We start from the raw sequence: 26,446 nt of genomic DNA, 5'->3' as shown, positions 1-26,446 counted from the left end.
CGTCGGCGCGCCGGCCGATGCCGCCGGTCCGGGCTCCGGCCGGGCTCCGGCCGGGCTCCGGCCGGGCTCCCGTGACGGCCCGCTTCCGAGATCCCGACGGGCGCTGCGGCCGCTCCGCTCCCGGGGCCGGCACGGCGCGGCACCCCGCTGGCCGGCCCGAGCGCTCCCACCGGGTTTGGCGCAGCAGCCCCCGCCTACGTACAGTTCCGCCGAAGCTTGAATAGAACACACGATCCCAGGGAAGCGGCAGCGGCGATGACGGTGACCGAAACAGGCCGGGCCGATGGCACGGGTATCGACTCGGAGCGGATGGCGGTCTGCCTGAGCGTGCTGGAGGAGCTCGACACGCTGCCCGTCGACCACCCGGACGCGATCACCATACGGCGCGCCACCGCCGGCATCTACCGCACGGTGAAGCAGCGGCGCCGGCAGGAACGCCGGGCAGCCAAGACCGCCAACGACAGGGCGGTGACCGCGGCCACGGCGACCGGCGCGCCCGACCGGATCGATGACGAGACCCAGGGTCTGGCCCTCACCAGCTCCGTGGCCACGGAGATCGCTGGCATCCTGCAGCGGCCCCGGTCCTGCTACACCTGCAAGTCCCGCTATGTCGAGGTCGACGCCTTCTACCACCAGCTCTGCCCGGTCTGCGCCAAGGAGAACCGGGCCCGCCGCGACGCCCGCACGGATCTCGCCGGCCGGCGCGCCCTGCTCACCGGCGGCCGGGCCAAGATCGGCATGTATATCGCGCTCCGCCTGCTGCGCGACGGTGCCCACACCACCATCACCACCCGCTTCCCGAGCGATGCCATCCGTCGCTTCAAGGCGATGCCGGACAGCGCGGAGTGGCTGCACCGGCTGAAGATCGTCGGCATCGATCTGCGGGACCCGGCCCAGGTCATCGCGCTCGCCGACGCGGTGAGCGCCGAAGGCCCGCTGGACATTCTGATCAACAACGCCGCCCAGACCGTGCGCCGGTCGCCCGAGGCGTACGGACAGCTGATCGCCGCCGAGTCCGCCCCGCTGCCCCCCGGAGAACTGCCCGCCTCCCTCGTCCTCGGGCACTTCGGCAGTGGCGCCCCCGCGGCCCTCTCCGCCGCGGGCACCTCCGGCGCGCTGACCGCGGCCGACCTCACCGCCCTCGCCCTGACCACCGGCTCCGCCACACCCGCCCGGATCGAGGCGGGCACCGCGATCGACGCCGGCGGGCTCGTACCGGATCTGCACGCCACCAACAGCTGGATCCAGAAGGTCGACGAGGTCGACCCGGTCGAGCTGCTGGAGGTCCAGCTGTGCAATATGACCGCGCCCTTCCTGCTGGTGAGCAAGCTGCGCCCGGCGATGGCGGCGGCCCCGGCGCGCCGCAAGTACGTGGTGAACGTCTCGGCGATGGAAGGCCAGTTCAGCCGCGGCTACAAGGGCGCCGGCCACCCGCACACCAATATGGCCAAGGCGGCGCTGAACATGCTCACCCGCACCAGCGCACGGGAGATGCTGGAGACCGACGGCATCCTCATGACCGCCGTGGACACCGGCTGGATCACCGACGAGCGTCCGCACCCCGACAAGATGCGGCTGGCCGACGAGGGCTTCCACGCCCCGCTCGACCTGGTCGACGGAGCGGCCCGGGTGTACGACCCGATCGTCCGCGGTGAGCTCGGCGAGGATCTGTTCGGCTGCTTCCTGAAGGACTACGCGCCCACGGCCTGGTGATCCGGCGCGGCGCCCGTCGCCTGGCGGGCGCCCCCGGTACGTCCGGTGACCGCCCCGTCGTCACCCGTTCCCACCACGGGGAGCGCGGTGCGCAACCGTCCCAGGAGGGCCCTGGCGGCCGGGCCGGCTGGCCCTTCCGTCCGCCAGGCCAGGGCGACCCGGCCGCGCGGCCGCGGTGCGGTGATCTCCAGCGTCCGCAGCCCGGCGGCGGCCGCCTCGTCCGCCGGCAGCGCCGGGACGACGGCCACCCCGAGGCCACGCGCCGCGAGCCGCGCCAGCACCTGCGGGGCGGCTGCCTCGAAGGCGATCCGGGGCCGGAACCCCGCCTCCGCGCAGGCGCGTTCGAGCACTCCGCGCAGACCGGTACCGCGCGGCAGGCTGATCAGGGCGCGGTCGCGGAGCGCGGCCAGCGGGATGCCCGTCCGCTCCGCGTCCGGTGTCAGGAGTGCGTCGTCCGGCGCGACGGCGGCGACGAGCGGCTCGTCCACCACGACCTGGCAGGACGTACCCGGCGGCGGTTCCTCGTCCATGAGGCCGATCACGGCGATATCGAGCGTGCCGCGCTGCAGTGCGGTGAGCATCCGATCCGAGGTGTCCTCCGTGAGGGAGATCTCGACCTGCGGATGAGCGTCGTGGAAATCGGCGAGGAGGGAGGCCATGTCGAAACGGTGGCTGCCGCTGCCCGAGAGCAGGGCGATTCTGACCCGGCCGCGGAGCAGCCCGCTGAACTGGTCCACGGTCTGCCGTATTCCCTCGACGGCGGCGAGTGCGGCCCGCGCATAGGTCAGGACGGCCCCGCCCACCTCCGTCACGGTCACCGAACGGCCGGAGCGGTCGAGCAGCGGCTGCCCCAACTCCCGTTCCAGCTGCCGGATCTGGGCGCTCACCCCCGGCTGCGCCAGATGCAGCCGGGCGGCGGCCCGGGTGAAGTTGGCCTCTTCCACCACAGTGACGAAGTACTGCAGCTGCCGAAGTTCCATAACCCGTGATTCTAGAGAGCAGAACGGCAAGCTCTTGGACTTATCAGGACGCGAGCAAGATCCTTGGAACCAGAGACAGTTTCGAGAGGAGAACCCCGATGGACATCAAGGCGGCGATCGCGGCCGAACGCCGGGAACTGGCGGCCCTGCTGGACGGTCTGCCGGCCGGGCAGTGGGACGCGCCGACGCTGTGCGAGGGCTGGCGGGTGCGGGATGTCGTGGCACATATGTCGATGGGGTTCCGCTACTCGCTCCCCAAGATGGCCGCCGAACTCCTCCGGGCCGGAGGCAACCTGCATCGGATGACCGACCGCTGTGCCCGCAGGGACGCGGCCGCCGCTTCGACGCGTGAACTCGCCGGCTTCCTCCGGGAGCATGCGCACCATCCCTGGAAGCCGCCGGTCGGCGGCATTGCGGCGGCGCTGGGGCACGACGTGGTGCACGGCCTGGACATCACGGTCGCCCTCGGCCTCGACCGGCGCGTCCCCGAGGACCGGGTGCGCCTCCTCCTGGACAAGATCACCCCCGGGACGGCCAGGTTCTTCGGCGCCGATCTCCGCGGTATCCAGCTCCGCGCCGATGACCTCGACTGGTCCTTCGGCAGCGGCACACCGCTGTCCGGCGCCGCCCAGGACCTGCTGCTGGTCGCCTACGGCCGAAAGCTCCCGCCCGGCCGCCTCCACGGGGAGCTGTACCAGCACTTCATCGCCGGCTGAGCGGCGCGCCGGCCCGGCGGCCGCACCGCCACCACGGAGCGGCCGCGGCCCCCGGAGCTGCGGCGCGCGCCCGCGGCCTCCGGTGAATCAGCCCGTCAGCCCCTCAGCCGTCAGCCCCTCAGCCCCTCAGCCGTCAGCCCGTGGCGGGCCAGCAGCGGCTCGATTTCCGCGTCGCGTCCGACCACCGCGCGAAACGCCGCGAGCGGGTCCACGCTGCCGCCCTTGCCGAGGAGTTCCCGGCGGAAGATCTCACCGCTCTCACGGATCGACCGCCCGTTCTCCCGGAACCAGCGCACGGTGTCGGCGTCCAGCACCTCGGCCCAGCGGTAGCCGTAGTACCCCGCCGCATAGCCGTGGTTGAAGATATGGGCGAAGTAGCCGGTGCGGTAGCGCGGCGGGATCGCGGCCATCGCCAGCCCGTACCGCTCCAGCGCCGCCGCCTCGAACGCCTCCACCTCGTCTTCCCCCGGTACGTCGCCGTCCGCGGAGAGGGTGTGCCAGGCCCAGTCCAGCACCGCGGCGGCCTGGTGCTCCACCATCCGGAAGCCCGCGCCGAAATTCTCCGCCTCCCGTAGCCGGGCGGGGAGTTCGGCCGGCATCGGCTCACCCGTGAGGTGGTGCCGGGCGTAATGTGCCAGCACCTCGGGCCAGTCCGCCCACACCTCGTTCACCTGCGAGGGGAACTCGACGAAGTCGCGGGGCACTTGGGTGCCGGACAGCAGCGGATAGCGGACATCGGAGAACAGCCCGTGCAGCGCATGCCCGAACTCGTGGAACAGCGTGTTGACCTCGCTCCAGGTCAGCAGCACCGGCTCGCCCGCCGGAGGCTTGGCGACATTCATGTTGTTGACCACCACCGGCCGCTGCCCGAGCAGATGCGACTGCACGACCAGCGAGTCCATCCAGGCACCGCCCCGCTTGGACTCGCGGGCGTGGAAGTCGCCGATGTACAGGCCGAGCGGACTGCCGTCGGTGTCGTGCACCTCGTAGACATGGGCGTCCGGGTGGTACGACACCAGATCGGGGCGCCGGGTGAAGGTGATGCCGTAGACCAGCCCGGCGGCGTGGAAGACCCCGTCGTGCAGCACGGTTTCCAGCTCCAGGTAGGGCCGCAGCGCCGCCGCGTCGAGGTCGTACCGCTCCTTGCGCACCCGTTCCGAGTAGTACTGCCAGTCCGCCGCGCGGATCTCCGTCACCCCGGCCGCCTCGGCCAGCGCCGCGCCCTCGCGCTCGGCGTTGGCGACGGCGGGCGCGACCAGCCGGCCGAGCAGTTCCTCGACGGCATCCGTGGTGCCCGCGGTACGGTCCGCGACCTCCCAGGCGGCGTGGCTGGGGTAGCCGAGCAGCGCGGCGCGCTCGGCGCGCAGCCCGGCCAGGGTGACGGCGATCGGGCCGTTGCTGTCGATGCCGCGCCCGAGGGAGGCGGCAAGCAGCCGCTCGCGCAGCGCGGGATCCTCCAGCGCGGCGAGTTCGGTCTGGCAGGAGAAGTTCTTCAGGCTGAGCACGAACTTGCCGGGGTGCCCGAGCGCCCGGGCGTTCTCGGCGGCGGCCGCGATCTGGTCCGCGGGCAGACCGGCGAGCTCCTCGGCACGGTCCAGCACCAGCGCGGCGTCCGCGGTGGCCACCCGCAGGTTCTGGGCGAACTCGGTGCACAGCGCGGCGATATGGGCATTGAGCTCGCGCAGCCGACGCTGCTGCTCGGGGGCGAGCCGCGCACCGGCCCGTACCCGGAGGGTGTGGTGGCGCTCCAGCAGCCGTAGTTGCTCCCCGTCCAGCCCGAGCTGCTCGCGCTGCTCATGGAGCGCGTCCAGCCGGCCGAACAGGGCGGAGTCGAGCAGCAGCATGTCGTCATGGGCGGTCAGCCGGGGGGTGATCTCGACCTCGAGCGCCTGGATCTCCTCGTCGGTGTCCGACGCCACTTTGTTGAAGAACACCCGGCACACCCGGCCCAGCACCGCACCGCTGCGCTCCAGCGCCTCCACGGTGTTCTCGAAGGTCGGCGGCTCGGCGCAGGTGCCGATCGCCGCCACCTCGGCCAGCTGGTCGGCCATACCGCGGGTGAACGCGGGCAGAAAGTGATCGTTCCGGATCCGCGCGAAAGGCGGCAGCTCGTACGGCAGATCACTCGGCTCGAAGAAGGGGTTCGACGTCGTCACGGAGCGACACTACGCCCGCAGGCGGCGCCGGGTCCGGCAGTCGTCCCAGGAGACGGTCCCGCCTCGCCACGGCAGTGCGTTCCGGGCCATCCCGGTGAGCGTCGTCGGGGCATCCGTGGTGTGATCGAAGGCGAGGCAAGCAAGCACACTCCTGAGACAGGAGGAATCATGGCCACCAAGCTGCGAGCCCGAGACATCATGTCCGGCGGAGCGCACTGTGTGGGTGCACACGAGTCGTTGTACGACGCGGCGAAGATGATGCGGGATCTGGACGTCGGCTGCCTGCCCATCTGCGGTGACAACAACCGGCTCATGGGCCTTATCACCGATCGTGACATCGTCGTCGCCTGCTGTGCCGAAGGGGTCGATCCGTCGACGGTGCAGGCCGGTTCCATGGGCGGGACACTGCACTGGATCGACGCGGACGCGGACGCCAGTGAGGTCCTGCAGACGATGGAGGAGCACCACATCAAGCGTCTGCCGGTGATCGACGTCAAGGGCGGCCACCGTCTGGTGGGAATGATCACCGAGGCCAACCTCGCCAAAAACCTCAGCGACGCGGAGATCGCGGAGTTCGCGAGCAAGGTGTACGCGACCGCATAGCGGGGGGAAGCGGAGCCGTCCGCCCGGGCCGACGCCACCGCCGGCCGGGCCCACAACCGCGCCTCCCCACGCATCCCTTCATCACCGCTCACCCTGCCGTCCTCACCCTTGCCCGCGGTGGCCCGTCCCCTCCGGCGAGCCACCGCGCGGTGCAGGTGCGGAGTTTTCAGCGGAATTCCCGGAGAGCCGTGCCACGGCGTACCCGGGAATTCCAGAAGGCGCTCAGTGGGCGCCGGAGTGCGGCACGGCCAGTCGTGTGCCGGGGAAAATGAGATGCGGATTCGCGCCGATCACGCGCCGGTTCAGCCGGTAGAATTCCTGCCAGCCAAAGCCGTGTGCGTACGCGATACTGCTCACCGTGTCCCCGGCGTTGACGACGACCGAGCCGCCGGTACTCCTATGGCGCCCCACTTTGTAGCGCTTCTCATGGGACTGCGGATGCCGGACCCGGCCCCGGGATGAGGGTGCGGTGTGCCGCTGCGGTGCGGGGCGGGCCGCGGTGCTCCGCGGAGTGCGGTGCGCGGTGGCCGAGTTGAGCCCCAGCGAGGCCGAGCAGGCCGGCCACGCGCCCCAGCCCTGACGGGCCAGCACCCGTTCCGCCACCTGGATCTGCTGGGCCCGGGTCGCCCGCGCCGCCCGTGACGCATAGGCGCCACCGCCGAACGAGTGCCAGGTGGAGTGCGCGAGCTGCAGCCCGCCGGAGAACCCGTTCCCCGTGTCGATACGCCAGTTCCCGCCGCTCTCGCAGCCGGCCAGGCGGTCCCAGGCCCCGCCTCCCCGGGCCTCGGCGGGCCGCTCGGCGGCCAGGTTCAGCGCACCGGCCGCCAGCAGGACGGCTGCTGCCGTGATGCCCCGGGCCCCATAGCCCCGGAATTCACTCCGGGCCGTCGATTCCGATACCTGAGGAAATTGCATGCCTTTACTCCCGTCGCTCGCCGCGCAGTTGCCTGGCAGTCATTCAGGAAACCTGGTGCCTACGCGGCGTATCGCGTTCGAATGGTGCTCGAACTGCGATTTCCGCGCGGCGCCATGAATTCGACGGGGAAGAGACAACCATGCCCCGAGTTGTTATCGGCAGAGCGCGCGGTAGCGCCGCCGCGGTCCGGCCTGCCCCCTTGCCGTCGGAGCGTGACCGTGCCTGCGGGCGGCGCACCTGTTCAGACGCGCAGGGGCGCACCCCTCAGGCCGCAGGCGCATGGCCTTCAGAAGCCCGGCGATCACCTGCTCGGCCGGGGGGCGTCCGCCGAGCGCAACCGGCGCACTTGGTGCACGCGCTGTGCAGGTACGCATGCACCGCGCACGGGTCCTTGGTGGTGTCAGGGCCCGTTCGTCGGCACGAGGGGCAGGAAGCCGTGAAAGCCGCCCGGCTCGCACCGGCTTCTCTGCCCTGCACGACGCACCCTCATGTGGCTCGTGTCGCAAGTGGGTCGGATGGTGCGGCAGTTCAAGAATGGCCGCTGCCCACGCCACCGCTCACACCGCAGGGGGCCGGCCCTCCCTGACCATGGACAGCATCCTGGCCCGGCGACGGGCCGCCGGGCCAGGATGCGGAAAGCAGCCTTCCTCAGCCGGACCCCGCCCCCCCCGCGAAACGGGGCTCTCCTGCCGTATGCGCGGGTCAGGCTGTCGTGAGTGGGCGGCCGGGGAAGGCCGGGCCCGGCGCCGCGCACTGCCGCACCGCCATGAGGGCGCGGACGGAGTTCCGCGTCAGCCCCGGCCGAGGACGCAGAACTCGTTGCCCGCCGGGTCGGCCAGGACGACCCAGGAGACGTCACCCTGACCCACGTCGGCCCGTATCGCGCCGAGGCCTTCGAGCCGGGCGACCTCCCTCGCCTGATCCTCGACGGGGTCGGACATCACGTCGAGATGGATGCGGTTGCATACGACCTCGTCGTCGGGCGTGCGGCGGAACTCCAGGTATGGTCCGACGCCCTTGACGGAGCGCAGCAGGGCGCGGTCGTCGGTCAGCTCGTGGACGGTCCAGTCGATCGCCTCGCCCCAGAACCGGACCATGGCCCGTGGGTCGGCGCAGTTGACGACCACGGCGGCTATCGGCCCGGTGTCCCGGTAGAGCTCCCGGGGCTCCAGGACGCTGAACACGTTGCCTTCCGGGTCGGTCATCACCGTCCACGGCGTGTCGCCCTGGCCCACATCGGCGGGCTTCGCCCCGAGCTCCTTCAGACGTGCGACCAGCTCCGCCTGATGGGCGTCGGAGGTGGTGGCGAGCTCGATGTGCACGCGGTACTTCACCGTCTCCGGGGCCGGGACGCGGACGAGATCGATGCAGACGGCGGACGGGTCCGGCCAGTCGAAGCCCACGGGTTCCAGGTTGGTGACGCCGGGCCCTTCGCTGGAAACACCCCAGCCGAGCACCTCCGCCCAGAACTGGCCGAGCGCCGAGTCGTCCCGGGCCTTGAAGTTCACCTGAACAAGTTGCAGCGTCATGCCGCACACCTTAGGTGACCCTCCGTCGGGCAAGCATGCGAATTCAGGCTCTCCTGCTGCAGGTATGGCTCGGCGATTGCGGACCCCTTCGACCACGGTGTTTCGACCATCAGGGTCCGCTTCAAAATGGACAGGCCCACCGCGCTGTGGTGCATTGGGAAGGAGCGTGATTCCGCCCGGGAGGCAGCCATGGCCGATGTGGATGTCCTGGTCGTCGGGGCGGGCCCGGTCGGGTTGACGGCGGCCTGCGAGCTGCGGCGTCGCGGTGTGCGGTGCCGCATCATCGACAGGCTGCCCGCGCCGCAGTCGTTCGCGAAGGCGGTGGGCATCCAGCCCAGGACGCTGGAGATCTGGGACCGCATGGGAGTGGCGCGGGAGGCCCTGGCAGCCGCGGCCCCGCTCCGGGGGCAACTGCTCTACGTCAATGGCGCGGAGCAGGCGCGGATCGAGCTGACCCTGCCGCCGGAGGTGCCCTACCGCTTCGCCGCCCTCCCGCAGTACGCCACCGAACGCCTCCTTGCGGAACTGCTCGCGCGAGGGGAAACCCATGTCGAACGCGGCACGGAGCTGGTGGACTTCGAGCAGGACGCCGACGGGGTCCGGGCCTGCCTTGTGCTGTCGTCCGGGGTACAGGAGTGGATCCGCACCGGGTTCCTCCTCGGCTGCGACGGCGCCCACAGCATCGTCCGCAAGACTCTCGGGCTGCGCTTCGAGGGCGGCGCCTTCCCCGAGGAGTACATGCTGGGGGATGTCGAGGTCGACTGGGAGCTGCCGTCCGGCTATGCGGTCCGGGCCATGCACCAGAGCGACGGACGCGTCGACGATCTGCTGGTGTGCATCCCGCTGCCCGGCCGCAACCGCTACCGGATGTCCATGCTCGTCCCGCCCGAACTCTCGCTTCCCCAACAGCCTTCTGAGGAAGACGTGTTGCACGGCCTGGAGGCCGGCCTCACCCCCGGCCTCCCGCACATCCAGGCCGTCCTCGACCGGCTCTCACCGCAGCCCACCCGCGCCTCGGCGCTCCGCTGGTCCTCGGTCTTCCGCATCAGCCACCGCTTGGTGGACCGCTACGGAGCGGACCGGGTGTTCGTTGCGGGAGACGCCGCCCATATCCATCCGCCCACCGGGGCCCAGGGAATGAACACCGGCATCCAGGACGCCTACAACCTGGCCTGGAAAGTGGCCCTGGCGGTGCGGTCGACCGCGAGCGAGGGACTGCTGCGCAGTTACCACGCGGAACGCCACCCCGTGGGCGAGGAAGTGGTGCAACGGACGGTCCGGCACGCCGGCAGCGGCGTCCAGGTGGACCCCGACGACCCGTCAACGGTGATGCGGCGCGAGGCCCAACTACTCGTCGGCTACCGCGGCAGCCCGATCGTCGGACCGGACCGGCAGCCGGACCAGGGCCCCGCCGCCGGCGACCGCGCACCGGACTGCGGCGGGCTCCGCCACGACCTCACCACCTTCCCGTCCCGGCTGTTCGACCTGCTGCGCGGTCAGGAACACACCCTGCTGCTCTACGCGGACGACGAGGCCCAACTGGCGCCGTACGACGAGGTGGTGGCGTCGGCGCGGCGCGGAGCGCAGGGGCAGCTGAGCGTCTGGGTGATCGCGGCCCCGCACCTCCGGACGGACGGCCTGGTGCTGCCCGTCGTCCACGACAGCCTCGACGCGTTCCGGCAGATGTACGGCGCACGCGGCGGCGAAGGATTCCTCATCCGCCCCGACGGCTACCTGGGGCTGCGCGACGCCCCGGTGAGCGGCCCGGGGCTGGTGGCGCACCTCGCGTTGACCTTCCGCGGGTGAGGGCCGGGGGCCTACTCGGCGCCCGGCCAGGCCTCGACCAGCAGCCGCCCGTCACCGTCCCGGTCCAGCGCGGCGAAGGCCTCTTCCGCCTGCGCGGCCGAGTACCCGGCGGCGCGGTGCACCACCGCGAAGTCCTCCCGGCTGACCACACCGTCCCCGTCGGCGTCGGCGAGTGCGACGGTCGCGGCGATCGACGGTCCCACGACCCTGCCGAGGGACCCCAACTCGCTCGCACGCGTGAAGGCTTCGACGAACTGCTCCCGGTTCAGCCGGCCCGTGGCGTCGATCTGCGCCAGAGCGGCGAGCTGCTCGAAGGTGTGGCGCATCCCCGCGCCCAGCGCCCGCGCCTTGGCGGAGTCCGCCGGTTCACCCACCGCGTCCGTCAGCACCCGTGCCCGGTCGGTGAAGTCCTGTGCGGTCAGGTAGCCGTCGCCGTCGGTGTCGTACGTGGAGAAGCGGTGCTCGTACTCCGCGCGCAGCGCATCGGTGATCATGCGTCATCCCTTCTGGGAGGGTGTGACTCCTGTGGGAGCCCGGGAAGGCGGCCGGTCGCGTGCGCCGCGACCGTCACCATGAGCACATTAAGTGGCGATGCGATAGCGGACGGTCATCGTGGAGGGTGTGTTCGCTGTCTTGCCCCGTCGTGCCCGTCGTGGCCATAAACCTGCGTTTCCGTGCGGAAGGTCACGTATGATCGCCGCCAAATTGAACATCTGTCGCAGTCACCCGTACAGGCGGGCATATCCCACCGCCTCTGACCTGGGTGGCAGCGCGGGGGGAAGGAACCTCACCATGAAGTCATCCCGTTTACGGCGCCGTCTCATCGGAGCCGCGGCCACCGCGGTCCTGGCCGGCACCGGCGTACTGGTCGCCGCGCCGGCCGCGGTCGCCAAGGCCAATCTCCTGGCCATCGACAAGGTCGCCCTGCACGAGCCCGGCCTGCAGGTGAAGGTCACCTACTCCTGCGACACCGGGATTGACCACCAGCTGGTCGCCAACGCGGAGAAGGCCAACCCGGTCGGCCACGACTACTCGTCCGCCGCCGGCACCCTCAAGAAGGACAAGCTGGTCTGCGACTACGCCGACCACACGGCGCGGGTGACCATGCGCCCGGCCGCCGGTTCGCACTTCGCCAAGGGTGAAAAGGTGAAGGTCACCGTCTTCTACTTCGACAACGACGGGTTCAGCTACGCCCACCAGGAGACGGTCTCGGTGCTGTGAGTGACACCGCCTCCCCGGCAGTCCGGACGCTGTTCCGGCGGCCGGGGAGGGCGGTATCGCGTATCAGATATTTCGGGTCGGTCACGCCTGCAACCGGCGGGTCGGGCAAACAGTCCTACGGGGCATGAAAAGACGACTGAACCTGCGTGTCCCGCGGTCCGCCGCCGGTCGCCGGGCGAGCGCGGCGCTCGCTGTCACGGCGCTGACCGTTCCGCTGACGGTGGCCTTCGGCTCCACCGCCCAGGCCGCCACCGCGTCTTCGTGCACCGCGGCCCGCGGCCCCTACCAGAAGCAGGCCGAGAAGTTCCTCGGGCTGCGGGTGGACGGCCGGCAGTCGGCCGCCGACTGCCGGGCGATCCGTGCCTTCCAGACGAGCCACGGCATCACCCCGAACATCGGCTACGCCGGGCCGGTCACCTGGGGCGTGATGCGCGTCGTGGCGCAGCAGAAGGCGGCCGGGCAGCATCCGAACAAGGCGGGTCGCTGCCCCACCGACAAGGGGCGGATAGCCTGCGTCGATCTGACCCGCCAGCTCAGCTGGATCCAGGACGGCGGGAAGCTGGTGTTCGGGCCGGTCCCGGTCCGTACGGGCCGCGACGGTTACGAGACCCGCACCGGCGCCAAGAAGATCTACTGGCGCAATCTGCACCATGTGTCGACCATCTACCACGTGCCCATGCCGTACAGCCAGTTCTTCGACGGCGGGCAGGCGTTCCACTCCATCAGCGGCAGTGTCTGGTCGGCCCCCGGCTCGCACGGCTGCGTCAATATGCGCAGCAACGACGCGAAGAAGTACTGGTCCCTGCTCAAAAACGGTGATGACGTCTACGTCTACGGCCGCAAGTCCGGCACCTGAGGACGGACAAGGGGCGGGGCGAGAGGGGGATCGAGCGCCCGATGGCGTAAAGGCCACCGGGCGCGTGTCACCGGCATACCGGACCGGAGCGTGGGCCGGATCCCGCTACAGCTGCTTCCGTGCAGCGGCGGAGGACGGCAGCGCACAGGCAGCTGTCCCGCCCGGCATCCGATGACGGTTGTGTGCGATCAGCCGGTACACCCCATGCGCGACCCAGCGCATGGGCGGGAGCGTGAGCAACGCGCCCACGACCGGCCACCCGCGGTCCGCACTCAGCAGCAGCTTGGCGACCGCCTGCGCGCCACCGTGCACGGAACCGGTCGGCGTCACCCACAGCACCTCGTGTTCGGCCCGCCGCCGGCTGATGCCGAGCTTCGCGAGATCGGTGAACTGCCAGGGCGTGGCCGCACAGTGCGGACGCAACCGCCGTTCCGCGAACCGCACCGAGGACGTGCAGAAAGCACAGTCGCCGTCATAGACAAGTACGGGTTGCCGCCGCATGGTCCCGCCACCTCTCACACCGATGGATTCCATGATAGGCGCCACGCTATCGGGAGGAATTCCGGGTGCCGCGGGGTGTGCCCGTGCGGGGGTCAGTGGGCCAGCAGGTTGTACAGGGCCATCGGTGTCACATAGCCGGACCAGCGGCCGTCGGCGAACAGATGGATACCGGCGTCCTGATAGACCTGGTCGACGAGTTGGGAGCAGATCATGTGCCGGGTGCTGGCCACATAGCGGCGCAGCCCCGGGAGGGGCAGGTGGAAGCGGTGCGCGGCGATCGCCAGGTAGTCGAGGAAGCTGTACGGCACCCCGACGTAGGTGGTGGCCGCGGCGCAGAGGGCGGTGCGCTGCTGCTCGGTGAGCCCTTCCGGGCAGACGTAGAGCACGGAGCTGCCGTCGTACGCGCTGAGGGGTTTGATGCGGGCACCGCCCGGCTGGGCTTCCAGCAGCCGGTCGTCGGGCAGGACGAGAAAGGCGTGTTGGTAGTCGGCGAAACCGTCTCCGTTGATCCATTGTCCGAGGCGGATCAACCGGCCGGTGATGCCGGATATCTGGGTGAGTCCGATGTCGCCGGGCAGGGGATGCGTGTGCTTCATGAGCAGCTCCCGGGAGCGCAAGGGGTTACCTGGGGTATTACCCGGTATTCGGCCGTGCGCACCGCGACGAGGAAAATGCCGCTCCGCAATTCCCGGCCCATCCGGCGTCCCCAATGGGGCAGATGGTGAGTACGGAGAGCAGAGAGAAAAGGGAATACGGAGGCTCGGCGGTACACGGGTTCCCGGAACGGGATGGCGGCTGTCGCCGGCGAAGAATCCGAGCGGGAGGAGCGAGAGGTGAGGGGTACCGGAGAGACCGGACAGACCACGACGGCATGTCAGGGCGCAGCCGTGGCGGGCGCCGACGACGGCCGGAAGCCGCTGTCGGGCAGTGTGGCGCTGGTGACCGGCGCCTCCAGCGGTATCGGTGCGGCCACCGCCCTGGCGCTCGCCCGGGAGGGCTGCTCCCTCGCGCTGGTGGCCCGCCGGACCGGGCGACTGGAGGAGCTGGCGGAGGCGATCGGCGCGCAGGGAGGCGCGTCCCTCGCCCTGACCGCCGACCTAGCTGCCGCGGACGAGGTCCGTCGGACGGTCGATCAGGCCGTGGACCACTTCGGGCGGCTGGACGTCCTGGTGAACAACGCGGGCTTCGGCGCACGCGGTGCGGTGGCGGACAGCGACCCCGCTGACTGGGACCGGATGGTCGACCTCAACTTCAAGGCGGTGCTGCGGATGTCCCATGCCGCGCTGCCGCATCTGCTGCGCGCGGCGCACGAGGGGCCGCGGGGCGTGGCCGACCTGGTGACCGTCAGCTCGGTCGCGGGCCGGGTGCCCCGCAAGGACAACAGTGTCTACTCGGCGACCAAGCACGCGGTGTGCTCCTTCAGTGAGGCGCTGCGCCAGGAGGTGACCGGGCGTCAGGTCCGGGTAGGGCTGGTCGAACCGGGGATGACGGCGACGGAGATGACACGCGGCGGCAGCCAGGCGGCGTCGGCGCACGGGCTGCCGCCGGAATCCTGGCTGCGGGCCGAGGACATCGCCCGTTCCGTCGTCTTCATGGTCACCCAGCCGCCCCATGTGGCGGTCAACGAGATCACCGTGCGGCCCACCGCCCAGGAACGCTGACCGTCCGGCCCGCGTCCGTGAGCACGGCCCGAGGAGAGTTCCCCGTGCGACTCCTGCTCCTGTCCGACACCCATCTGCCCAAGCGCGCCAAGGCGCTGCCGCCCCAGCTGCTCGACGAGGTGCCGCGCGCCGATGCCGTCGTGCATGCCGGGGACTGGGTGGACACCGCCACCCTGGACCTGCTGACGGCCCGCTCCCGGCGGCTGATCGGGGTGTACGGCAACAACGACGGCCCGGAGCTGCGGGCGCGGCTGCCCGAGGTGGCGTACGCGGAACTGGCGGGAGTACGGCTCGGTGTGGTGCATGAGACCGGCCCTGCGCAAGGGCGGGAGCGCCGGTGCGCCGAACGGTTCCCCGAGCTCGATGTGCTGGTGTTCGGACACAGCCACATCCCCTGGGACTCGACGGCCGGCGACCGGCTGCGGCTGCTCAACCCGGGTTCGCCGACCGACCGCCGCCGGCAGCCGTACTGCACCTATATGACGGCTCAGATCACGGCGGGCCGGCTCACGGCGGTGGAGCTGCACCGCCTGCCCCGCAGACGGTGAGCGCGCGGTGGCCGGCCGCCCCGCCCGGCCGGGTGCTCAACGACCGAGCATGCCACGCACATAGGCCGCCTGCCCGGCATGCTGGAGATCGTCGGCGAGGACGCTGATCAGCCGGACGCCCAGGGTGACGGGCGGTGTCCAGGCACGGTCGACTACCCGCTTCATGTCCTTGTCGTCGACCCCGGCGAGGTACTGCACGGTGTTGTCGTGCACCGCGCCGTGATAGTCCATCAGCAGCTCAGCGGTCAGGTCCCGCACCGCCGCCACCTCCTTGCCGGAGTGGCCGTAGCCGGTGTCGTCGGGGGAGAAGGGGAGCCCGAAGCGGTCGTACCAGCCGTCCGCGGTCCAGATCTGCTCAGTGCCGGCCACACCGGCGAGGTGGTCGTCCTGGATCCGGGTGAGATGCCAGACCAGCCAGCCGATCGAGTTGGCGTCGTCGGGGCGGGTACCGAGCTCATCGGGGTCGAGCCCGGTGACCGCGTCCTCGACGCTCTCCCGGATACGTCCGAAGGCATCGACGAGCAAATCCGTGCTGGCATTCATTGAGGGCTCCTTTGCGGCGACGGAGGGCTACGCGCGGAAACTCCGCGGACAACCGGTACCGGTGGACCGATGTGCCGCGCTCCCGCGGCGGTCAGGCACCCCTGAGGGCATCAGCCCCGGCAGCCCGCCCATGGTCGCAAGCGGAGCGCAGGAAACGGCGTGGGGCAGGCCGAAAGGCGGCATTTCGGCCTTGTTACGGTGATCCGGCTCAGGAAAGTGAGCCCGTTCGCGTGATCAGGTGTCACCCCTGGCGTCCATCGGTGCCGGCACGCTCGTCATGGTCCTCGGGCGGGCGCCGGCCGGCATCCTGGTCGCGATGCTCGCGCTGTGGGCGATGACGGTCGTCCTTCTGACGGTCAACACGGTCTGGAAGATCTCGGTGGACTCCGCGGTCGCCGCCGCCGTCGTCGCGCTCCTGGCGGTGGTGCACTCTCCGTGGTGGCTGGCGGCCGGTGTGCTGACGGCCGCGGTGTGCTGGTCGCGGGTCGCGCTGGCGTACCACACCGTCGCCCAGGCCGCGGCCGGCGCCGCCCTCGGTGCCGCGACCGCGGCCGCGTTCCTGGCCGTCTGATCCGCGTACGGGGGCGGCGAGGCAGGAGGGCGCCCGGTGGCCGGGGAGCCACCGGGCGCGTCGGCGTCAAACCGGGCGGCTCACCCCTCGGACGGACCGGCCATCGCGGCCAGGACGGAGCGCCAGTCCTCGCCCGGCTGCAGGCGCAGGGACGGGGACAGCCGGTCGGAGTGGTAGTGCCAGCGGTGGTCGAGGTCCGGATGGACCTCGTCCGTTTCGAGCATCTCGCTGTCGCTGCCGAGCAGTTCGGTCAGTGTGACGGCGAGGTCCCGCCAGGTGACATGTCCGCTGACGGCGTTGGCGACGCCGTGCACGGGGGAGTCCAGGCAGGACACCACGGACCGGGCCAGCGCCGCCGCGTGCACCCAGGCCGCGCCGTACCAGGCATGGCCACCGGCACCCGGCCGGGGCACAGCGATCGGCCGGCCCTCCCGAGCGGCCTGGTAGAGCACACCGGTGGCACCCCAGCGCAACTGGTCCCGCAGCCGCTGGTGCGGGCCCCAGACGAGGGGGGAGCGGACGGCGCTCGCCCCGCCCCGGCCCTGGGAACCGGCGGCCTGCAGCAGCAGCGCTTCACAGTCGAGCTTCGCCTGTCCGTACGGGCTCAGCGGCTGCCCGGGGGCGGACTCCTCCGCCACCCATTCGCCGGCGGGGTGTCCATAGGCGTCCACGCTGCTGACGAAGACGAACGGGCCGCGCGACCAGGCGCCGACCATCGCTGCCATCGCCGTCACATCGACCTCGGCGCGGGTGAAGGTACAGGCGGCGTGGATGACCGCATCGGCGCTGTCGACGGCCTTGCGCAGACCGTCCAGGTCGGTGAGGTCGCCCTCGATGACGTCCACCCCGTCCCCGGCGACCAGATGCGCGGATTCGGGGCGGGCCAGGGCCAGCACCGGGCGCCCCCGGGCGGCCAGTTCACGCAGGACGAAGGCGCCGACCCCGCCGGTACCGCCGGTGACCAGGACGGTGCCCTCGCGCGTGCGCCGCGGACGGGCCGTGGTGACCGAGGGTGCGGCGGCCCGCTCCGCCGCGCGGGCGTCCAGCAGCGCGGTGACCGCGCGCGGGGTGCGGGCCTGGAGGATGTCCAGACCGGTCAGCGGCAGTTTCAGGGCCAGGCGCAGCCGTTCGGCGAGCTGGACGGCGATCAGCGAGTGGCCGCCGAGGAGGAAGAAGTCGTCGTCCGGCCGGGGCGGCCGGCCCAGCAGCGCGGTGAAGCCTTCGGTCACGGCCTCGGCGCGGGCGCCTTCCGGTGCGGGCGCGGACGGCATACCGGGAAGCCGGGACGGATCGGCCGTGCCGTCGGCCGTCCGCGGCAGCGCGTCCAGCAGGGTCACCGCGGCGGGCACCTGCTCCGGAGCCAGCGCGTCCCGCAGAAGGGAGCGGAGCTCGGCAGACGTGGGGCCGCCGATCTCGCGCAGTACGGCATAGGCCAGTAGGGGGCCGCCGGCCGGTTCGAGTACCGCGGCCTCGGCCACCCCGGGGTGCGACCGCAGCAGCGCCTCGGCCGGGTGCCCGACGGTCTCGTCCCGCGGCGCCGGCGCCGCACCGGGCAACCGGGACAGCCGCAGGGCCGGTTCGTCGGCGACCGCGGTGAGCAGCGCGGCGTAGTGCGCACCGAGACCGGCCGCCGCCTCCTCGTCCAGCGCGGTGCGGCCGTACTGGACGAGCGCGGCGGGGGCATCGGTGTCCACCAGGCCGAAGGAGAGGTCGAACTTGGCCTCGCCGGGCCCGACCTCGACGTACTCGCCCACCGTGCCCGGCAGCCGCAGGGTGGCCGGTGCACCCAGGACATCCGCGGTGACCCGTATCAGCGGCGTCCCGTCCGTGTCGCGGGCGGCGGCGCCGAGCCGCTCCAGGATGAGATCGAAGGGCACATCGCGGCACTGCTGGGCGTCGAGCAGCGCCTCGCGTACGCGCTCCACGAGCGCGGTGAAGCACGGATCGCCGGACGTGTTCACCCGGACCGGGAGGGTGTTGACGCACAGGCCGACCAGGCCGCGCATCTCCGCGCCCTGCCGGTGGGTGCCGGCGACCCCGATCACCAGGTCGTCCTGGCCGGTGAAGCGGTGCAGGGCGGCGAAGGCCGCGGCGAGGGCCACGGTGAAGAGAGTGGCCCGGTGCTGCCGGCCCAGCTCGCGCAGGGCCGCCGGCACCCGCGGGTCGAGCGGGGTGGAATGCGTTCCGGCGGACCGGGTGCCACCGTCGGTGGGCGGGCCGGCGGGGCGGGGGAGCCGCAGCGGGGTGACGCCTTCGAGGCGGTCTACCCAGTGACGCAGGCCCTCTTCGAGGCGGTCGGCGGCCGCCTGCTCGCGCCGTGCGAAGTCCGCGTACTGCGGGGGAGCCGGCTGCTCGGCAGCGGCGCCCCGGGCGGCGGCCGAGTAGAGCTCGGCCAGTTCCCCGGCGACGGTCTCCAGTGAGGCACCGTCGAGGGCGATGTGATGGAACGTCAGCAGCAGGGTGTGGTCCTGAGGGCCGTGCCGCAGGACCAGCGCGCGCGGTACGGGACCGGCGGCGAGGTCGAACGGGCGTTGCGCCTCCTCGGCCAGCAGGGCGCCGGCACCGTCGGCGGCCGTCTCCACCAGGCGCAGCGCCATCGCCTCCGGTGCGGGCAGCACCTCCTGGTAGGGCTCACCGTCCTGTTGCCCGTACCGGGTACGCAGGATCTCGTGGCGTCCCACCAGCGAGGTCAGCGCGGCGGCCAGCGCGTCCAGGTCGAGCGGACCGCGCAGCCGGGTGGCGAACGGCACGCTGTACGAGGCGCTGCCCTGGCCCAGCCGGTCCATCAGCCACATCCGGCGCTGGGCGTGGGAGAGCGGCGCGGGTCCGTGGTGGACGGCCTCGGGAGCGGGAGCGGGGCGGGTGGCGCGGGAGCGTGCCCGGCGCAGCAGTTCCTCCTGCAGCGCCGCCGCGGCGGGGGTGTCAGTGGCCATCGGTGTCCTCCGGGGCGCCGGGGCGCAGATCGCTGTGCGTGGCGAGCAGGGCGCGCTCGACCAGCGCGGCATGTCCCGCCACCGTGGGGGCGGCGAAGAAGTCTGCGAGGGTCAGCTCGACGCCGAGGTCCTCGCGCAGGTCGTCGGTGACGGCGAGCGCCAGCAGCGAATGACCGCCCAGCGCGAGGAAGTCGGCATCCGCACGGGTGACTTCACGGCCCAGCGACCGGCTCCAGATCTCGGCGACCGCCTGCTCCAGCGGACTGAGCGGACTGAGCGGACTGAGCGGACCGAGCGGACCGAGCGGACCGAGCGGACCGGCCGGAGTGCCGGGTCCGTCCGCCGTGAGGAGGTCCGTCAGGGCGCGGCGGTCGACCTTGCCGGAGGGCGTGAGCGGCAGCGCGTCGACGAACTGCACCTCGTCGGGCACCAGATGGGCGGGCAGGACGGCGGTGAGCCGTTCGCGCAGGGTGTCGGGGCGGGGGACCGGCCCGGCCGCGGCCACCACGAACGCGGCCAGGCGGGCGTCGTCGGGGGTGGGGCGGTGCACGGTCACGGCCGCGTCCGCCACCTCGGGCCGCTCGCGCAGGGCGTGTTCGATCTCGGCGGGTTCGATCCGGAAGCCGCGTATCTTCACCTGGTCGTCCGTGCGCCCGTGGAAGTCGAGGTGTCCGTCCGGGCGCCGGGAGACGAGGTCGCCACTGCGGTAGAGGCGCCCCAGCCCGGGGTGGTCGACGAAGCGCTCGGCGGTCAGCTCCGGCTGCCCGGTGTAGCCGTGCGCCAGCCGGCTGCCCCCGATCCACAGTTCGCCGTGCTCACCGTCCGGGACCGGGTGGCCGTTGTCGTCGAGGAGATGCACGGTCGCACCGGCGATCGGCCGGCCGATGGGCACCTGGCCGTCGCAGTCGGCGTCGGTGACGCGGTGGGTGGTGGTGAAGGTCGTCGCCTCCGTCGGGCCGTAGCCGTTGACCAGCTCCAGCCAGGGGAAGGCCCGCAGGACCGCGCGGGCATGGTGCGCGGACAGCGCCTCGCCGCCCACGATCACCGTGCGCAGCAGCGAGAAGATCCGGGAGCGGCGGCCGGCCAGCTGGTGGAAGAGCGCGGTGGTGAAGAAGGCGACGGTGACGCCGTGGCGTTCCACCTGCCGGGCCAGGTCCTCGAACGACGGCCGTTCGGCGGTGCACACCACCACCGCGGCGCCGTTGGCCAGGGCTCCCCACACCTCGAACGTCGAGGCGTCGAAGGTCATCGGCGAGTGGAAGAGTACCCGGTCGCGGGAGGTCAGGGTGAGATACGCCGGATCCGTAACCAGCTCGGCGATCGCGTGGTGCGGCACGGCCACCCCCTTGGGGCGGCCGGTGGAGCCCGAGGTGAACATGATGAACGCGGTGGCGTCCGGGCCCGGTTCGGCCGCCGGGAGGTGGTCGCCCTCCACCAGCGGCTCCCCGGGCAGCGCAAGGGTGGCGCCGGTGAGTGCCGCGGATTCGAGGAGCTTGCTGTCGCCGACGGTCAGCGTCGCGCCCGCCTCGGCGGCCAGGGCCTCGGAACGGGCGCGCGGATGCGCCGGATCCAGCGGCACACACACGGCGCCCGCCCACCACAGTGCGAGCTGGGCGACGACCGTACGGGCACAGCGCGGCATCAGCAGCGCCACGGAGTCACCCGGGCCGACACCGTGCGCCCGCAGCTGCCCGGCGAGCGCGCGGGCCGACGACACGAGCTGGGCGTAGGTGAGCGTGGTGTCGCCGTCCGCCACGGCCAGGGCGTGCGGGGTCCGTGCGGCGTGCCGGGCCACGAGGGCCGGCAGTCCGGCCGCGGGCGCGGTGCGCTCGCCGGACGGGCCGGGCGCGGGCGACGGGGTGCCTTCGGTGGGCACGGGGCCTTCCTTCCGGGTGTCGGGGGAGGACGGAAACGCGGGGGTACGGGGGATGGTCATCTCAGGCTCCCGTCGGCTGCCGGGAGGCACACCGCTGATCGACGAGCAGGGCCACGGCACGCAGATCCGGCTGGCGGAGCAGCTCGGGGGCGCGCAGCCGTACCCCGCTCTCCTTCTCGATGACGGTCAGCAGCCGGGCGGCGAGGACAGAGGTGCCGCCGGCCTCGGTGAAGTTGTCCGCCAGGGAGGTCCCGGGCCGGTCGAGCAGATCGCGGACGGCGCTCAGTACGAGCCGCTCACCGGGGGTGGCGCCGGCGGGCGCTCCGTCGTCCGGGGCGGTGCCGCCGGGGCGGGGCGCGGCGGACTCGGCCGCCCGTCGGGTCAGCTCGGTGCGGTCCACCTTGCCGTTGGCGTCCAGCGGGAAGGAGCCCACGATCCGTACGTCCGAGGGGACGGCCTGCTCGGGCAGCCAGGTCCGCAAAGTGGGCAGCAGCGCGTCCGCCGTGAGCCCGGAATCGGCAGCCGCCCGTACGTACGCCACCAGGCGGGCCCGGCCGTCGGCGGTGCGCGGTGCGGTGACGACGGCGCTCAGGACCGCCGGGTCCTGCTCGAACGCGGCCTCCACCTCGGCGGGTTCGATCCGGACCCCGCTGATCTTGACCTGGTCGTCTAGGCGGCCCAGGAACTCCAGCCGTCCGTCGGCCGCCATCCGCACCCGGTCCCCGGTGCGGTACACCCGCTCCACTCCCGGCAGTTCGAGGCCCTCGGGCACGGCGGTGAAGCGGCGCGCGGTCAGCTCGGCGTCCAGATAGCCGAGCGCCAGCCCGCTTCCCCCGATGAGGAGTTCGCCCTCCGTACCGCGCTCGACGGGCCGGCCGTCCTGGCCGGCGACGATCACGGTCACGCCCGGTACGGGGTGGCCGATCGGGGGCGCGGAGTCCGTGCCCGCCGCGCTGTCCGTGCCGTGCATGGCGTAGGTGGTGGCGATCACGGTGGCCTCGGCCGGACCGTAGGCGTTGTGGACGGTGGCGGTCACCTCCGCGCCGGGGCGGCGGCGCATCCGGTCGCCGCCGGCCATCAGATGACGCAGTCTCAGATCCTGTGGCCAGGGCCGGTCCAGCAGCGGCTCGACCATCGGGGTCGCCGCGACCGACACCGACACCCCGGCCGTACGCCACCAGTCGGCGAGCACCACGGAGTCCCAGCGGACCTCGTCCGGCGCGGGTACCAGGGCCGCTCCGGACGTCAGCCCGGCCCACAGCTCCAGCAGATGGGGGTCGAACGCGACGCCGATGAGCAGCGACTGCCGGTCACCGGGGCCGAGCCCGGTCGTGGCGCGGTACCAGTCGAGCAGCCCGCCGAGCGCGGGCTCACCCACGGCCACCGCCTTGGGGCGGCCGGTGGAGCCGGAGGTCAGTACGGCGTAGAACGCCCCGGCGGGCGTGGAGTGCGCGGTGGCACCCGGCGCGGCGAACGCCGCCACGACCGTGGCGGCGGCATTGGCCCCCTCGCCGGGCAGCGCCAGGTCCATCCGGTCGGCGGTTTGGTGCCGGGGCGGCAGGAGCCCGGGATCGCCGATCAGACAGACGACGTCGAGGTCCTCGGTGACGGCGTCGGTGCGGCGCTCGCCGGGGCGGGGGCCCAGCGGCAGATAGACGGCGCCGATCCTGGCGAGTGCGACGGCGGTCACCACGAGCGCGGCCGACCGGTCGAGGCAGACGCCGACCAGGTCCCCGGGCCGCACCCGGGCGCGCAGCGCCTGCGCGACCTCGTCCGCGGCGGTGCCGATCTGGCCGTACGTCCAGCTGTGGGCCCCGTCGATCACCGCGGGAGCCTCCGGGGAGCGGCGGACCCACTCCTCGAAGCAGGCGAGGACTCCGGCCGCGCCGTCGGTGGCGGGCCGGGCGCCGTGGGCGATGCTGAGCGTGCCGGGGTGCGGGGTGTGCCGTCCGGCGCCGGCGGCGGTCGTCGGGGCCGCCGTCCGGGCGGTCATCGGCTGGGTCATCGGGACTCCGTCACGGTGGTCGAGGCGGCGGGAACGGGCGTGGCGGTGCCGACGGCGGCGAGCGCGGCGGCCTGGTCGGTCAGCACCGGGTTCTGGAACAGCAGCCGCAGGGGCGGACGTTGTCCCAATCGCGGCTCCAGCCAGGAGGCAAGCTGCGCGGCGAGCAGCGAGTGGCCACCGGACCGGAAGAAGTCCGAGGACAGGTCGAAACGTCCGTGGCCCAGGGCCTCGCGCCAGCCCTCGACGAGCAGCGCCGTCATCGGATCGGCCGGCTCCGCGGGCTGCCCGTCACCGGGCTCCGCGGCGGGGGCGGCGGGCGCGGCCGGCTCCAGCGCGGCGGCGCGGCGCGTCAGCGCGGTGCGGTTCGGTTTGCCGCCGGCCAGCCTCGGCATGACGTCGAGCCGGGCCCAGCGTCCCGGTACGAGGGCGCTCGGCAGCCGTCGGCTCAGCTCCGTGTGCAACGCCTGCTCGTCCCACGGCCCGTCCTCGTCCGCGCTCTCCAGGAAGCCGACCAGCCGGGGCCCGCCCGGGGCTTCGCGATCCAGGACGACGGCGCAGGACCGGCCGCCGAGCGCGGCCGAGGCAGCCGCCTCCACCTCTTCGAGTTCGATGCGGTAACCCCGCAGTTTGACCTGGTGGTCCAGGCGTCCGAGGAAGTACAGCAGCCCGTCGCGGCCACGGTAGCCGCGGTCGCCGGTGAGGTAGACCCGCTCACCGCCGAGCGCCTCGATCCGGCGGAACCGGGCTTCGGTGGCCTCGGGGTTGCCGGCATAGCCCTCGGCCAACCCCGCCCCGGCGATGGCCAGTTCACCGACCGCGCCATCCGGCAGCGGCCGATGGTGGGCGTCCAGGACATGGACCCGTTCGCCGGGCAGCTCGGTGCCCAGCGGAATCTCCGCCCCGTCGGTCAGACCGTCCCGGGTGATCTCGTGGACGGTGGAGCTGATCGCGGCCTCGGTGACGCCGTAGACATTGAGCACGGTGCTGTCGGTGTCGGCCAGGAACGCGCGCAGCGCATCCGCCGGGAGGCGTTCACCGCCGAGCACCAGCAGCCGCGGTGTCCAGTGACCGTCGCGGAGTGCGGGGCGCATCTCCTGACGGGTGGCCAGGAAGTAGCTGGTGGGCAGATTGGCCACGGTGACCCGGGCGGCGGTCAGCAGTTCGGCCAGCTCGGTGCCGGTCGGGACCTCGCGCTCGGGGGCGACGAGGCACGCCCCGGCGTACAGCGACGGCAGCACCTCTTCGAGGGCCACGTCGAACGACGGCTGGGCGAACAGCAGCACCCGGTCACCCGGGCGCAGGCCGAATCGCCCGGCCGCTCCGGTCAGATGGTTCTCCAGGGCCGCGCGGCCGACGGCGACGGGCTTGGGGATGCCCGTCGAGCCGGAGGTGTGAATGAGGTACGCGGCACCGGGCACGGCCTCGGCCGCCCGCGCCGGCGGCAGGACCTCGGCGTCGACAGTGGCCGACGGCAGACCGTCGGGTACGGAGACGGTGGCATCCGCCGAGGTCAGCACCAGCGCCGGGTTCAGCCGCTCCATCAGCAGCGTCAAGCGGGCCGGCGGATCGGACGGCGAGAGCGGGCAGTACACCGCCCGGGTCCGCAGACAGGCCAGCAGCGTCACGACCGAGTCGGCACCGCGGGGCAGCACCGCGGCCACCGGCTGACCGGCGGTCACCCCGGCCGCCAGCATCCGCTGCGCGAGCGCGGCGACCCGGTCCGCCAGGTCGCCGTAGGTGATCCGGCGGGCGCCGACGAGCAGCGCGGGCAGCGAGCGGTCGTGGGCGGTGGCGGGGTCGAGCGGGTCGTGCCGCGGCGCCTCGGGAGCGGCGGCCGGGAGAGCCGGCGGGGCCGGCGGCGGCGCCAGGTCCGCGAGGGCGGTGCCGGGCGCGTCGAGATACGCCCGCAGCAGGTCCAGGAACCGCCCGGCGAGCAGCTTCGCCACGTCCTCGCCGAACAGGTCGGCGTCGTAGTCCCAGACCAGCGTCATCCCCGCTGCGCCGTGCCGGGGGCCGACGCCGCGGCGGTCGTCCGGCAGCAGCACCACGTCCAGGTCGAACCGGGTGGTGCCGGTGTTGAAGCCCTCGAACAGGGTGATGTCCAGGCCGGGGACGTCGATGTCGGGCAGTTCGGCGTCGTGCGCGCTGAACATGACGCCGAACAGCGGGTTGTCGGCACCCGAGGTGTGCAGACCGAGCGCGCGGGTCAGCTCCTGGATCGGCACCTCCTGGTGCGGCAGCGCGCGGATGAGGGTGTCGGTCACCTCGTCCATGGAGTCCTCGGCCGGGGCGGCCGGGTCCAGCCGGAGCGGGAGCGGGATGGTGTTGACGAACATGCCCACGGTTTCCTCGAAACCGCGCGGACGGTTGCCCACCGCGGTGCCGATCACCATCTGCGAGCGGCCGCTGTGCCGGCGCAGCAGCTCGGCGAAGAGCCCGAGGAGCGTGGCGAACGGCGTCAGACCACGGGTACGGGCGTGGGCCCGGAGGCGTTCCGCCAGATCCGCACCGATCGACTGGCGCAACTGGCCGCCGTGGTGCCGGCGCCGGGCACCGGGCCGGGCCAGACCGGGCAGCGGCATGTCGTAGGACATCTCCCGCAGTGCCCCGGCCCAGAACTCCAGGCCTTCCCGGCGCTCGGCGGTCGCCTGGTCCCCGGACCGGGCACGGACATGGTCGGCGTACGAGGGAGCTGGCGGCAGCTCCACCGGCTCGCCCAGGACGCGGCCCCGGTAGACGGTGAACACATCCCGCAGCAGGATCGCGAACGAGTGGCCGTCGTGGATCAGATGGTGTTCGACGTGGATGAGCCGGTGCCGGTCGTCCGCGAGCCGGACCAGCGTCCAGCGCAGCAGCGGTGCCTCGTAGGTGTCGAGCGGGGTCTCCGCCTCGGTCCGCAGCAGCTCCTGGAACGCGGCCTCCGGGTCCGCCGCCCCGCTCAGGTCCACTGTGCGCAGCCGCGGTGCGCAGGCCTCGGCGACCCGCTGTCCGGGCACCGCGTCGGCGAGGGCGACGAGTTCCAGCCGCAGGCCGGCGTGCCGGTCGAGGGTGGCGGCGAGTCCGTGGCGCAGTGCCTCGGTGTCGAGCGTGCCCCACAGGTCGAGGGCGGCGGTGAAGTTGTAGGCGCGGCTGCCCGGTTGCACCTGTTCGTGCAGCCAGACGATCTCCTGCGAGGAGGAGAGCGGAAGCATGGGCGATCCCTGAGGTCGTCGGGGCGGGTGTGCTCCGGCCGGGGCATGGTCGGGCCCGGCCTGTGGGGTGCGCAGACCGCGCCACGGATCGCGCGGCAGGTCTGGCGGTGTTCGGTCGGTG

Annotated in this window: 20 protein-coding genes and 1 pseudogene; 9 read left to right on the top strand and 12 right to left on the bottom strand. The window is 72.6% G+C overall.

Annotation, left to right across the window (positions count from 1 at the left end; translation table 11 throughout):
- The first annotated feature begins 255 nt into the window (after positions 1-255).
- Positions 256-1,713, top strand: coding sequence for an SDR family NAD(P)-dependent oxidoreductase (locus SLV14N_RS02955; RefSeq protein WP_208679590.1), 1,458 nt, complete (start codon positions 256-258; stop codon positions 1,711-1,713).
- On the opposite strand, the gene SLV14N_RS02950 is transcribed toward SLV14N_RS02955, so the two are convergent.
- A complete protein-coding gene (locus tag SLV14N_RS02950) occupies positions 1,692-2,693 on the bottom strand; it encodes a LysR family transcriptional regulator (protein ID WP_208679589.1) in 1,002 nt (333 codons plus the stop codon). The two genes, SLV14N_RS02955 and SLV14N_RS02950, sit on opposite strands and share 22 nt — an antisense overlap.
- 98 nt (positions 2,694-2,791) lie before the next feature.
- On the opposite strand from SLV14N_RS02950, the gene SLV14N_RS02945 reads away from it, so the two are divergent.
- Positions 2,792-3,409 carry a maleylpyruvate isomerase family mycothiol-dependent enzyme gene (locus SLV14N_RS02945; RefSeq protein ID WP_208679588.1) on the top strand — a complete coding sequence of 206 codons (618 nt, stop codon included), beginning with the start codon at positions 2,792-2,794 and terminating at the stop codon, positions 3,407-3,409.
- 110 nt (positions 3,410-3,519) lie between these two features.
- Here SLV14N_RS02945 and SLV14N_RS02940 read toward each other — a convergent pair whose 3' ends face one another.
- Positions 3,520-5,565, bottom strand: coding sequence for a M3 family metallopeptidase (locus SLV14N_RS02940; RefSeq protein WP_263267889.1), 2,046 nt, complete (start codon positions 5,563-5,565; stop codon positions 3,520-3,522).
- A gap of 168 nt (positions 5,566-5,733) precedes the next feature.
- On the opposite strand from SLV14N_RS02940, the gene SLV14N_RS02935 reads away from it, so the two are divergent.
- The gene (locus SLV14N_RS02935; protein ID WP_263267887.1) at positions 5,734-6,168 is read left to right on the top strand and encodes a CBS domain-containing protein; all 435 of its coding nucleotides are present in this window, start codon (positions 5,734-5,736) and stop codon (positions 6,166-6,168) included.
- Positions 6,169-6,390: 222 nt separating this feature from the next.
- Here the strand turns inward: SLV14N_RS02935 and SLV14N_RS02930 are convergent, their stop codons facing one another.
- Together SLV14N_RS02930 and SLV14N_RS02925 are read right to left on the bottom strand one after the other, a co-directional pair.
- The gene (locus SLV14N_RS02930; RefSeq protein ID WP_263267885.1) at positions 6,391-7,083 is read right to left on the bottom strand and encodes a LysM peptidoglycan-binding domain-containing protein; all 693 of its coding nucleotides are present in this window, start codon (positions 7,081-7,083) and stop codon (positions 6,391-6,393) included.
- Positions 7,084-7,875: 792 nt separating this feature from the next.
- Complete coding sequence (locus SLV14N_RS02925; protein WP_263267883.1) at positions 7,876-8,613, bottom strand: VOC family protein; 738 nt, start codon at positions 8,611-8,613, stop codon at positions 7,876-7,878.
- A 189-nt stretch (positions 8,614-8,802) separates the two neighbouring features.
- Between SLV14N_RS02925 and SLV14N_RS02920 the strand changes: the two genes are divergently transcribed.
- Positions 8,803-10,419, top strand: coding sequence for an FAD-dependent monooxygenase (locus SLV14N_RS02920; protein ID WP_263267882.1), 1,617 nt, complete (start codon positions 8,803-8,805; stop codon positions 10,417-10,419).
- 11 nt (positions 10,420-10,430) lie between these two features.
- Here the strand turns inward: SLV14N_RS02920 and SLV14N_RS02915 are convergent, their stop codons facing one another.
- Positions 10,431-10,913 (bottom strand): EF-hand domain-containing protein, encoded by a 483-nt coding sequence (locus tag SLV14N_RS02915; RefSeq protein ID WP_263267881.1) that lies wholly within the window; start codon positions 10,911-10,913, stop codon positions 10,431-10,433.
- A gap of 298 nt (positions 10,914-11,211) precedes the next feature.
- On the opposite strand from SLV14N_RS02915, the gene SLV14N_RS02910 reads away from it, so the two are divergent.
- Positions 11,212-11,640, top strand: coding sequence for a hypothetical protein (locus SLV14N_RS02910; protein ID WP_208679581.1), 429 nt, complete (start codon positions 11,212-11,214; stop codon positions 11,638-11,640).
- 124 nt (positions 11,641-11,764) lie between these two features.
- Positions 11,765-12,496, top strand: a complete 732-nt coding sequence (locus SLV14N_RS02905; protein WP_208679580.1) for a L,D-transpeptidase — start codon at positions 11,765-11,767, stop codon at positions 12,494-12,496.
- Positions 12,497-12,601: 105 nt separating this feature from the next.
- Here the strand turns inward: SLV14N_RS02905 and SLV14N_RS02900 are convergent, their stop codons facing one another.
- Together SLV14N_RS02900 and SLV14N_RS02895 are read right to left on the bottom strand one after the other, a co-directional pair.
- Positions 12,602-12,997, bottom strand: coding sequence for a thiol-disulfide oxidoreductase DCC family protein (locus SLV14N_RS02900; RefSeq protein ID WP_208679579.1), 396 nt, complete (start codon positions 12,995-12,997; stop codon positions 12,602-12,604).
- Positions 12,998-13,089: 92 nt separating this feature from the next.
- Complete coding sequence (locus SLV14N_RS02895; protein ID WP_208679578.1) at positions 13,090-13,593, bottom strand: hypothetical protein; 504 nt, start codon at positions 13,591-13,593, stop codon at positions 13,090-13,092.
- Between the two features lie 237 nt (positions 13,594-13,830).
- Between SLV14N_RS02895 and SLV14N_RS02890 the strand changes: the two genes are divergently transcribed.
- Complete coding sequence (locus tag SLV14N_RS02890) at positions 13,831-14,658, top strand: SDR family oxidoreductase (RefSeq protein WP_263267880.1); 828 nt, start codon at positions 13,831-13,833, stop codon at positions 14,656-14,658.
- A 44-nt stretch (positions 14,659-14,702) separates the two neighbouring features.
- A complete protein-coding gene (locus SLV14N_RS02885) occupies positions 14,703-15,206 on the top strand; it encodes a metallophosphoesterase (RefSeq protein WP_263267879.1) in 504 nt (167 codons plus the stop codon).
- Between the two features lie 36 nt (positions 15,207-15,242).
- Here the strand turns inward: SLV14N_RS02885 and SLV14N_RS02880 are convergent, their stop codons facing one another.
- Positions 15,243-15,749, bottom strand: coding sequence for a DinB family protein (locus tag SLV14N_RS02880; protein ID WP_263267878.1), 507 nt, complete (start codon positions 15,747-15,749; stop codon positions 15,243-15,245).
- A 253-nt stretch (positions 15,750-16,002) separates the two neighbouring features.
- Between SLV14N_RS02880 and SLV14N_RS02875 the strand changes: the two are divergent.
- Positions 16,003-16,320: pseudogene (locus tag SLV14N_RS02875) on the top strand (hypothetical protein); the annotation flags it as partial.
- Between the two features lie 80 nt (positions 16,321-16,400).
- Here the strand turns inward: SLV14N_RS02875 and SLV14N_RS02870 are convergent.
- The 4 genes from SLV14N_RS02870 to SLV14N_RS02855 are packed head-to-tail and all read right to left on the bottom strand — an operon-like array spanning position 16,401 to position 26,325.
- Complete coding sequence (locus SLV14N_RS02870) at positions 16,401-19,253, bottom strand: condensation domain-containing protein (RefSeq protein ID WP_263267876.1); 2,853 nt, start codon at positions 19,251-19,253, stop codon at positions 16,401-16,403.
- Positions 19,243-21,189, bottom strand: a complete 1,947-nt coding sequence (locus SLV14N_RS02865; RefSeq protein WP_263267875.1) for a non-ribosomal peptide synthetase — start codon at positions 21,187-21,189, stop codon at positions 19,243-19,245. Before SLV14N_RS02865 ends, SLV14N_RS02870 begins: the two co-directional genes overlap by 11 nt.
- Position 21,190: 1 nt before the next feature.
- The gene (locus SLV14N_RS02860) at positions 21,191-23,134 is read right to left on the bottom strand and encodes a non-ribosomal peptide synthetase (RefSeq protein WP_263267874.1); all 1,944 of its coding nucleotides are present in this window, start codon (positions 23,132-23,134) and stop codon (positions 21,191-21,193) included.
- Positions 23,131-26,325: an amino acid adenylation domain-containing protein gene (locus SLV14N_RS02855; RefSeq protein ID WP_263267873.1), complete on the bottom strand. Its 3,195-nt coding sequence runs from the start codon at positions 26,323-26,325 to the stop codon at positions 23,131-23,133. Before SLV14N_RS02855 ends, SLV14N_RS02860 begins: the two co-directional genes overlap by 4 nt.
- Between the last annotated feature and the right edge of the window lie 121 nt (positions 26,326-26,446).

The sequence above is a fragment of the Streptomyces sp. Je 1-4 4N24 genome, from assembly GCF_026239515.1.
Lineage (GTDB): Bacteria > Actinomycetota > Actinomycetes > Streptomycetales > Streptomycetaceae > Streptomyces > Streptomyces nigrescens.
The sequence above is the reverse complement of the archived record's forward strand: the minus strand, read 5'-3'. Positions and strand labels throughout refer to the sequence as shown.

Coding starts and splice junctions, on each gene's coding strand:
- SLV14N_RS02955 (WP_208679590.1), top strand. CDS start 256: ATGACGGTGACCGAAACAGGCCGGGCCGATGGCACGGGTATCGACTCG.
- SLV14N_RS02950 (WP_208679589.1), bottom strand. CDS start 2,693: ATGGAACTTCGGCAGCTGCAGTACTTCGTCACTGTGGTGGAAGAGGCC.
- SLV14N_RS02945 (WP_208679588.1), top strand. CDS start 2,792: ATGGACATCAAGGCGGCGATCGCGGCCGAACGCCGGGAACTGGCGGCC.
- SLV14N_RS02935 (WP_263267887.1), top strand. CDS start 5,734: ATGGCCACCAAGCTGCGAGCCCGAGACATCATGTCCGGCGGAGCGCAC.
- SLV14N_RS02930 (WP_263267885.1), bottom strand. CDS start 7,083: ATGCAATTTCCTCAGGTATCGGAATCGACGGCCCGGAGTGAATTCCGG.
- SLV14N_RS02925 (WP_263267883.1), bottom strand. CDS start 8,613: ATGACGCTGCAACTTGTTCAGGTGAACTTCAAGGCCCGGGACGACTCG.
- SLV14N_RS02920 (WP_263267882.1), top strand. CDS start 8,803: ATGGCCGATGTGGATGTCCTGGTCGTCGGGGCGGGCCCGGTCGGGTTG.
- SLV14N_RS02915 (WP_263267881.1), bottom strand. CDS start 10,913: ATGATCACCGATGCGCTGCGCGCGGAGTACGAGCACCGCTTCTCCACG.
- SLV14N_RS02910 (WP_208679581.1), top strand. CDS start 11,212: ATGAAGTCATCCCGTTTACGGCGCCGTCTCATCGGAGCCGCGGCCACC.
- SLV14N_RS02905 (WP_208679580.1), top strand. CDS start 11,765: ATGAAAAGACGACTGAACCTGCGTGTCCCGCGGTCCGCCGCCGGTCGC.
- SLV14N_RS02900 (WP_208679579.1), bottom strand. CDS start 12,997: ATGCGGCGGCAACCCGTACTTGTCTATGACGGCGACTGTGCTTTCTGC.
- SLV14N_RS02895 (WP_208679578.1), bottom strand. CDS start 13,593: ATGAAGCACACGCATCCCCTGCCCGGCGACATCGGACTCACCCAGATA.
- SLV14N_RS02880 (WP_263267878.1), bottom strand. CDS start 15,749: ATGAATGCCAGCACGGATTTGCTCGTCGATGCCTTCGGACGTATCCGG.
- SLV14N_RS02870 (WP_263267876.1), bottom strand. CDS start 19,253: ATGGCCACTGACACCCCCGCCGCGGCGGCGCTGCAGGAGGAACTGCTG.
- SLV14N_RS02865 (WP_263267875.1), bottom strand. CDS start 21,189: ATGACCATCCCCCGTACCCCCGCGTTTCCGTCCTCCCCCGACACCCGG.
- SLV14N_RS02860 (WP_263267874.1), bottom strand. CDS start 23,134: ATGACCCAGCCGATGACCGCCCGGACGGCGGCCCCGACGACCGCCGCC.
- SLV14N_RS02855 (WP_263267873.1), bottom strand. CDS start 26,325: ATGCTTCCGCTCTCCTCCTCGCAGGAGATCGTCTGGCTGCACGAACAG.